The organism is Microcoleus sp. OTE_8_concoct_300, assembly GCF_031383065.1.
Taxonomy (GTDB): domain Bacteria; phylum Cyanobacteriota; class Cyanobacteriia; order Cyanobacteriales; family Microcoleaceae; genus Microcoleus.
Genome location: NZ_JANMZH010000487.1, coordinates 1 through 1162 on the forward strand (window position 1 = coordinate 1; position 1162 = coordinate 1162).

The following is a 1162-nucleotide window of genomic DNA, read 5'->3' on the forward strand; positions in this document are numbered from 1 at the left end:
ACGAATTTCTAGGGGTTGCCGTTCTTCTAGGGGCTGATTGTAATTGACTCTTAATCTTGTTGTGTTGGTTAGAGGAACAGGGCCACTAAGCGTAAAGGCTTCGTTAACGTTGGGGGTAGCAACGTTGTCACGTTCGATCGCTTTAATTTCTCTCCCATTCAAAAATGCTACTTCTTCAATTGCTCCGTGGGGTATCAAGTCGGGATTGGGAGTAATACCCCCGCTGAGAATGTCTAGTGCACAGTTTGTTGAGTCGATCGCAGCTTTTTGTGCTAGTGTGCGAGCGTTGTCAGCCACTAGTAGGGCTGTTCTCAAGGGTCCGTTGGCAAACCGACCGTCAGGGAAGACTAAGCTCGCTTGCATATTCAAACTCAAACTTGGGTCGCCACCCGTCAGCACGCCGTTAGCGCCTACAGTCGCCGCGGTGGCTGGTCTGGTTCTTGCCGTGCGGTTGTAGGTGATGCCATTGTTAGAGCCAATAAATTGCCCCTTACTTCCCAGTGTTGAGTCGCGTCTGTCTGCATCTGGTGCTCTCTCACCCTGCCCGCTGACATCAGTAGCGGCAGTAGTGCCTAGACCCTCGGTAATATTTCTGGCTGTAGAAGCATTGCTGGGGTCGTAGTAACTGCTAACACAGGCATACAGGTTTTGTCCTGGTTGGATAGTACCAGTAATCGTGTCTGGGTTGTAGCCGTGGAATGCGTAATGATACACAGCCGTTGCTCGCATCCGCAAGTCGCCTTTGGCAAACTTCCGAGCGGTGGCAGCAGATTCAGTAATTCCGGTAAGTGCAGAGGTTTCTGCTGGAGGTAGTACATTCGGGGGAGCCGGGAACGGTATCCACTTTGTCGCAGCCAAAGTAGTATTGTCGTATACCTGAGAACCAGGTCCCAGTGGCGACATCGGCATAGTATCCGGCCAAACTACGGGGTATTGTTCAACAGCCGTAGTTGCTGGGTCGTTGTAAGTATTTGCGGTAACAGGGGCAGCAACGAAAGGTGCAGGGCCTATTTTGCTAGTTCCATCGTTCCATCTGGGGGGTGGCAAGAAGGAGTTAGTGCGATCGTACACGCCACCACTGGTAATTACCCGCAAACCGCCAGTTCCATCAAGGGGATTTCTCGGTGTTTGAGCTGCTGCTGCTTCCCAGAAACCATCTCTA

General features: G+C 51.7%; 1 pseudogene. It reads right to left on the reverse strand.

The features are described 5' to 3' along the window. A pseudogene (locus ACUVJL_RS22085) lies at window positions 1-1162 on the reverse strand (hormogonium polysaccharide biosynthesis protein HpsA); the annotation flags it as partial.